This is a genomic window from Mucilaginibacter sp. UYCu711, assembly GCF_050433825.1.
GTDB lineage: Bacteria > Bacteroidota > Bacteroidia > Sphingobacteriales > Sphingobacteriaceae > Mucilaginibacter.
Map to the genome: position 1 here is coordinate 1 of NZ_JBNPWM010000025.1, position 1,422 is coordinate 1,422.

The window sequence follows — 1,422 nt, forward strand, 5'->3', positions numbered from 1 at the left end:
TAGACTGCCCCCAAAAAGTTAGACACTATTTGGGGGCATTTTTATGAATAAGAAGCACGATGAAATTTTTAAAGGCAAGGTTGTTAAAGAATATTTAAGCGGAGATTCGCTTACAGCAGTAGCATTAAAGTGGGGTTTGTCGAGATCTTTATTGACAAGGTGGGTAGATCGTTATAATGCATTTGGTGATCAGGGATTATTGCCTAAAGAAAGGTTATATCAACCTGCTGAGTTTAAGCTAAAAGTAGTTGAACGTTATCTGTCGGGAGTATTATCTTTGAGAGATTGTTGTTCTGAGTACGGTATCGCTACCGAAAGCATTGTATTATCCTGGGTAAACAAGTACAAACTGTTAGGAGTACATGGTCTACGGGAACAACGAGGACGACCAAAGCTAATGAAGAAAGATAGCCCATCTAAGAAAACGCAACCGCTCACCAGACTGGAGGAGCTCGAGAAAGAAAACCTGTATCTTAAAGCCGAAAACGAGTTGCTAAAAAAGCTCGAAGCCTTAGCTCAAGCAAAAAAAGCGCAAAAGAAAAAGCGTTAGCCATTGAAGAGTTAAGGCATAAATATCCCTTAGACATGTTATTGGATATTTTAAAGATGGCCAGAAGCAGTTACTATTATCATCTTAAGACCAAATCGGTATTAAATAAGCATGATGATACTATAGCGCAAATAAAAAGCATCTATCACCAGCATAAAGGAAGGTACGGATATCGTAGAATAGCCTTGCAAATGAAGAACCAGGGAATAGTTGTTAATCATAAAACTGTTTTAAAGCTGATGGGTTCAATTGGACTTAAGTCACTGATCCGCAACAAGAAGTATCGCTCTTATAAAGGTGAAACAGGTACTATAGCGCCTGATCTGCTGCAAAGGAATTTTACATCGGACCGCCCCTGCGTGAAGTGGGCTACAGACATCACTGAATTCAAAGTTAAAGACAAAAAGCTTTACCTGTCACCCGTCATTGAACTATTTAACGGAGAGATCATCAGTTATAGCTTATCTGAGTCACCTGATTTCAAACAGGTATCGGAGATGCTGGATGAAGCCTTTAAGAAAGTAAGCCCCGGTTCGCAACTTATCCTACATTCAGATCAGGGTTGGCAATATCAGATGAAAAAGTATCAGGTCAGACTTAAGCAGCATGGAATTAAACAAAGCATGTCCAGGAAGGGTAATTGCCTCGATAATGCTGTTATAGAAAACTTCTTTGGTATCATTAAATCAGAACTGTTTTATCTGAATAAATACAATGACATCAATGAACTTAAAGCAGAGATAAAGGACTATATTGCTTACTACAATAACGACAGAATCAAACTAAATCTAAAAGGAATGAGCCCGTTAAAATACCGAGCTCATCATATTAATAATTAATTTAAATTCGTCTAACTTTTCGGGGGCACTTCA

At 38.2% G+C, this 1,422-nt stretch carries 1 protein-coding gene and 1 pseudogene; both read left to right on the forward strand.

The features are described 5' to 3' along the window. The first annotated feature begins 43 nt into the window (after positions 1–43). A complete protein-coding gene (locus tag ABIB50_RS26570) occupies positions 44–550 on the forward strand; it encodes a transposase (protein ID WP_429385091.1) in 507 nt (168 codons plus the stop codon). Beyond that, positions 544–1,389, forward strand: a pseudogene (locus ABIB50_RS26575) (IS3 family transposase); the annotation flags it as partial. The gene ABIB50_RS26570 and the pseudogene ABIB50_RS26575, both read left to right, overlap by 7 nt. Positions 1,390–1,422: the final 33 nt, after the last annotated feature.